At 41.1% G+C, this 5284-nt stretch carries 7 protein-coding genes; 4 read left to right on the top strand and 3 right to left on the bottom strand.

Annotated features, from left to right (window positions below; all coding sequences use genetic code 11):
- Positions 1-1358: cytochrome c peroxidase (locus AAGC65_RS24705; protein ID WP_343115133.1), on the top strand; the 1358-nt coding region annotated here is incomplete at its 5' end.
- 157 nt (positions 1359-1515) lie between these two features.
- Positions 1516-2088 carry a cytochrome b/b6 domain-containing protein gene (locus AAGC65_RS24700; RefSeq protein ID WP_343115132.1) on the top strand — a complete coding sequence of 191 codons (573 nt, stop codon included), beginning with the start codon at positions 1516-1518 and terminating at the stop codon, positions 2086-2088.
- 157 nt (positions 2089-2245) lie between these two features.
- On the opposite strand, the gene AAGC65_RS24695 is transcribed toward AAGC65_RS24700, so the two are convergent.
- On the bottom strand, positions 2246-3247 hold the full coding sequence (locus AAGC65_RS24695; protein ID WP_343115131.1) for a hypothetical protein: 1002 nt from the start codon (positions 3245-3247) through the stop codon (positions 2246-2248).
- 216 nt (positions 3248-3463) lie between these two features.
- Here AAGC65_RS24695 and AAGC65_RS24690 point away from each other — a divergent pair, with 216 nt between their 5' ends.
- Entirely contained in the window at positions 3464-3790 is a 327-nt protein-coding gene (locus AAGC65_RS24690) for a hypothetical protein (protein ID WP_343115130.1), read from the top strand.
- Between the two features lie 6 nt (positions 3791-3796).
- Here the strand turns inward: AAGC65_RS24690 and AAGC65_RS24685 are convergent, their stop codons facing one another.
- Complete coding sequence (locus AAGC65_RS24685) at positions 3797-4195, bottom strand: DUF1801 domain-containing protein (RefSeq protein WP_343115129.1); 399 nt, start codon at positions 4193-4195, stop codon at positions 3797-3799.
- Between the two features lie 237 nt (positions 4196-4432).
- Here AAGC65_RS24685 and AAGC65_RS24680 point away from each other — a divergent pair, with 237 nt between their 5' ends.
- On the top strand, positions 4433-5008 hold the full coding sequence (locus AAGC65_RS24680) for a TerD family protein (protein ID WP_343115128.1): 576 nt from the start codon (positions 4433-4435) through the stop codon (positions 5006-5008).
- Positions 5009-5072: 64 nt separating this feature from the next.
- On the opposite strand, the gene AAGC65_RS24675 is transcribed toward AAGC65_RS24680, so the two are convergent.
- On the bottom strand, positions 5073-5284 hold a 212-nt coding region (locus tag AAGC65_RS24675; protein ID WP_343115127.1), incomplete at its 5' end, for a hypothetical protein.

The following is a 5284-nucleotide window of genomic DNA, read 5'->3' as shown; positions in this document are numbered from 1 at the left end:
ACAAGACCTATTTTACCAATATTGACATTTTTGATTGGCAGGTATTTGATGCAGTCAAGCTGGAGGTATTCAGGATATTAACGCTGGGTATTGCCGGGTTTGATGATCCGCTTACGCAAAAAAGTATGACCGAAAGCGCGGTGAGTCTGCAAAGCCTTAAAACTGTACTGGCCCGTTATGGTGCCCACGATCCGCAGGCTCAGCTATTATCGCGGCAGCTTTCTGCAGCTATTACCCACCTGAAAAGCAGTAAAAACTTTGGTGCTTTTGATCGTGCCAGATTTATAACAGTTTACGGCAACCCTATTACCCGGAGTATTACCCGTTTAGAACAGCATCTGAAAATTCAGGTGATCAAGTACAATCGCCTGTTGCGCCAGGATGCCGAAACACTTTTTGATGCCAATGCTTTTAACGTTGATGCTTATGCGCCTAATATGGCTTCGGCATCAACAGCTAAAAAAACAGCATTGGGGAAAATGCTGTTTTCGGATCCGGTATTGTCCGGCACCATGACCAGGAGCTGCCGCTCATGTCATCAGCCCGAAAAAACCTTTACTGATGGGCTTACCAAAAATACAGTGATTGGTACACAACAACCGCTTAAAAGAAATACGCCTACCTTATTGAACGCCGCCCTGCAGCCATCGCAATTTTATGATCTGCGGGCAAATACGCTGGAAGATCAGGTAAGCAATGTGGTACATAACCCCAACGAAATGCATGGCGATATGGCAGTGGCCGCGCAAAGGCTCTGGCAAAATAAAACCTATCGAAAGTTGTTTGCTGCCGCTTATCCGCAAAAAAGACGAACAGCTATTGATACGTTGGAGGTGATGAATGCCATCGCTTCTTATGTGCGTAGCCTGGCGGTATTGAACAGTCGTTTTGATGCTTACATGAGGGGTAACAAAGCCGCTATGAACAGCAGCGAGATCAATGGTTTTAACCTGTTTATGGGTAAAGCCAAGTGCGGCACCTGCCATTATATGCCCCTGTTTAACGGTACCTTACCGCCCAGATTTGGCAAAATGGAAAGTGAGGTAATTGGCGTACCTCAAACGGCCAACGGCAATGTGATAGACGAAGATTTGGGGCGTTACGATATCATGCAAACGCCATCATTCAAAAACGCATTTAAGGTTACCACAGTACGTAATGCCGCCCGCACCGCCCCGTACATGCACAACGGCGTATTTACTACTTTACCAGAAGTAATTGATTTTTACAATAAAGGCGGTGGCACTGGCCTGGGCATGCAAATAGATAATCAAACCCTGCCCTTTGATAAACTTAATTTAACCGATAAGGAGAGTGAAGATATTATAGCATTTATAAAAAGTCTGAATAGTAAGTAAGATTGCTTTGCGGGGGAAGAGGAACGGGGAATTTAATTTATAATTACCGACTGATATGGTATATGGGTAACAGAAATCTTATCTGATAAAAGGCGTCAGCAGGCAACCCGGTGGATGGTGCTAACGTTTGTATGATGTACACATTTTTAATTTACATATGAGAGAAAAAAGGTTTAATCTCGCTCACCGGCTTATTCATTGGGCAATTGCTTTAACGATGTCATTTTTGCTGCTGACCGTTTTTTTACGAATAGGTTGGATGAATAAAGATTTTATGGGTGGCATTATTCAGCAAAATCTGAATAAATCAGGCGTTCAAATAAACACCAAAGATGCTGCTCTGATAGGCAAAGCGGTACGGAAACCCATGTGGCGCTGGCACGAGGTAGCGGGCTATGTGATGATTGGGTTGTACCTAATCAGAATGCTCATTACCGCAATGCAGGGTATAGCTTACAAGGGGCCATTCTCTAAAGAATCATCATCAAAAGACAAATTCAAAGCCTGGGTATATATTGTGTTTTACGTATTGCTGGCCGCTTCGTTGTTTACCGGTTTTATGGTAGAGAACGGGCCAAAAAGCCTGCAGCATAATATGGCGGAGGTACATATGCAGTCTATTTATTATGTGGTTATTTTTATTATGCTACATATAGGTGGTGTGCTGATTGCCGACGCGGGTTTAGACCGCGGACTTATCTCCAAAATGATCAGTGGCGATAAGGCCTGAACATATAAAAAATACAAAGTATTTAAACATTGCTTGTAAATGTTGATGCAATAAATTAGCTTTAAAGAAATGATGTTGCATCAACTAAATCTCAATGAAAAAATCTCACCTAAATTTTCATTGCGGCTTGCATAAAACTGAAGTAATTATTTTTTAATTACTTCAGTTTTGATTCCATATCTATATGATCAACGGTTTTTTTGCCGTCCGGTCGTTCATTAAAGGCCGAGTATAACACATACTTTTTGTTTTGATCAATACCGGGGAACGTTTGGGTAATTACCTTTTTTATTCGTTCATTTTCCTGCTTGACAGCTGTGGTATCGGTTAGTTTTATTGACGATAAGTAGTATATCATCGGGAAGTCGCCTTCGGGGGTGGTTTGGTTAAATATATTGAAAATGCGCGGATGGGTAGGTACCTGGTCGATCACTATCGGAAACTTGTAATGGTTTGCAGCCTCTTTCATCACTGTGTTATAAAAGTAGGTAAACTCAGGTTCTTTAGCGTATCTCCATAATGTACTCGGGTGTGAACATAATATAGCCGATGATGCTGTATTAAAAGCATCCATCAAATAGCCTTTACGGTAACTTTCTTTAGCTTGTTGGTAAAGCTGGGGCGCTGTTTTACCGTTAACTGTATAAGAACGAACTTTAAGGTCACTCAGTTTCCAGCCATAATCATATTTGCTGTAAACGGCTGTGATCATTTCCTGATTGGCAATGGTTTTGTTTTTAGGCACAAAAAAAGCCAGGTACATTTGGTGTGTAAGCCCCTGGTAAATTATCGAATAACTGTTGAGGTTTGTTGAGGTAGTTTTTACTGTATCAACATCAATATACTTGTTTACAACGTAGTATTCCTCAAGCAGTGTATAGTCGGTTGCTTTTACACGGTTGCTTACCAGTTCAACACTCCGGTTTTTGTAAGGATAGTTAATCAAATCTCTTGACATGATCTGCTCCAAATCTTTCTCATCATTAATTTTTAGCCGCGAAAACAATTCATCATTCAGCTTATGAAATTTTTCGCGGTCGCTGCTACTGATCTGGTCGTTTTTCCAGCTGCCTGGCTGTCTAGGTTCGCAACTTTGTATTGCAAAAGTGATGAGCAAAAAAGCTAATAGCCTTATTGCTGATGGTTTAGGATTTATCATTTAATATTAACTAGGATTGCAGTTACGATGATAATATTTTACCAGCATACCACAAAAAAATTGTATAGGAATTTACAAGCTTCAATATTTAGTTTGTAGTTTTCAAGAATAAAAATTTAAAACTTTTATTGAACGTATCCTGTTAATTATCAATAAGTTTGATTGAATGTTATGACCCCTATGACAGAAAGCTATAAGGCTTTGTATCTAAGCCCGATGATACCATCATATAACATACCGGCAACGGTTGATTTTTTCTCTTCGCTTTTTGGTTTCCAGGCAGCGCGCGATGACGGCAATTATGTTATTCTTTATAAAGATAACCTTACCATACACATCCTGAATGCCGGTACAAATATCGGGCAAATGGAATTTTACCTGGTTGTTGATGATATTGACAAGCTATGGGAAAGCATTAGTAACTGGCTTGACGGTATTAAGGTAAAAGCCCCGTTTGACAGGGAATACGGCATGCGCGAATTTCATATCGAAGTACCGCATACTAATACGCTCATGTTTGTGGGGCAGGTTATAAAACGCTGAAGCAATTTACTTTTCAACCAGTTTCAGCCAATCACTGATCACTTTTCTCAACGCGGCTTCCTTGTTTTTAACATCATTCATGCCGGTTATTTTAATAAGTCGTCGGCCATCGGTGTAGTCGCCCTCCAACAGGCCGCTGGTATCATTAACTTTCGCGCCGCTGGGCAGCACCATCAGTATGCGGTTATGCAGGTTCATGACAATGATGTATCTTTTATGCTCTTTGGGGTTAAAGGGTTTCATTTCGCCGGTGTAGTAAAAGCTGGGGGCGTTCCATTTTATCTCTTCACCTATTTCCGGGTCGGTACTTAAAATGATTTTCCTTAATGCCTCAACAATGGCAGCGGTTGGCTCCTCCAGCTTTTGAATATAAGCCGTTACCGTTTCTGTACCTGATTTTGCCATGATACGCTGTTTAATAATATAATTGTATAAATATCCTCATAATCGGTTAATATACAAAGGGATAGGCGTCTGATAAAAACAATTGAAAATGCCGTTGATCTTGTTACTTTATTTTATCAGTCATAATTAAAAAAGAGTATATATTAGATTCATATTTAAATATTAACCAGCTACTAAAACAAACCGCTATGTTGTAATATTATAGCGGAATACAAGTTTTAATAAAACACTTTTAACATGGCTATCAACTTACAAAAGGGACAAAAAATAGATATCGGTTTATCGAAAATGACGGTTGGTTTGGGCTGGAACCCCAACGAAGGTACAGGTTACGATTTTGACCTGGATGTGTCGGCTATTATGATTGATGCTAACCGTTTTGTACCCGAAGATGAATTTTTTGTTTTTTATAACAATGTCGATTCTCCTGATGCTTCTGTTCACCATACCGGCGATGACCCATCGGGCGGCAACAGCGATGGAGGTGATGATGAATCGATCAATGTTGATCTAACCAAGGTAGACCCCAAGATACAGGAAATACTCTTTGTGGTTACCATTCACGAGGCCCAGCCCCGCAGGCAAAACTTTGGTCAGGTGCGCGATTCGTACATCCGCATTATTGATGAACTTACCGGTAGCGAGGTTTGCAAATATGAGCTCGGCGAAGATTTTTCTATCGAAACCGCCATCGAATTTGGCAGGCTATACCGCCGCAACGGGCAATGGAAATTTGAAGCATCGGGCGTGGGTTACAAAGAGGATCTGGCCTTCTTTTTAAGTAAATATTTTAAGGGACAAATTATTAAGTAAAAGCCCCTCCCGTCCCCTAAAGGGGATGCTTTTGAATTGCATGAATATAAATGACTCGCCCGGTCTACGCTACGCTGGACCACCCTTTCTTCAGCTTCGCTGGAAAGAGGGAGGAAAAAAACTTGTCATTGCGAGGAGGAACGACGAAGCAATCGCGAACAATGTATGTTTTCTTTGAAAAGTTCGCGGTTGCCACGCTACGCTCGCAATGACAAAATTCCTTCACCCTCTTTCCAGCGAAGCTGAAGAGAGGGTCGACAAGCGTAGCGATGTCGG

The sequence above is a fragment of the Mucilaginibacter sp. genome, assembly GCF_039207105.1.
Lineage (GTDB): Bacteria > Bacteroidota > Bacteroidia > Sphingobacteriales > Sphingobacteriaceae > Mucilaginibacter.
This window is presented reverse-complemented; position numbering and strand designations above follow the sequence as displayed.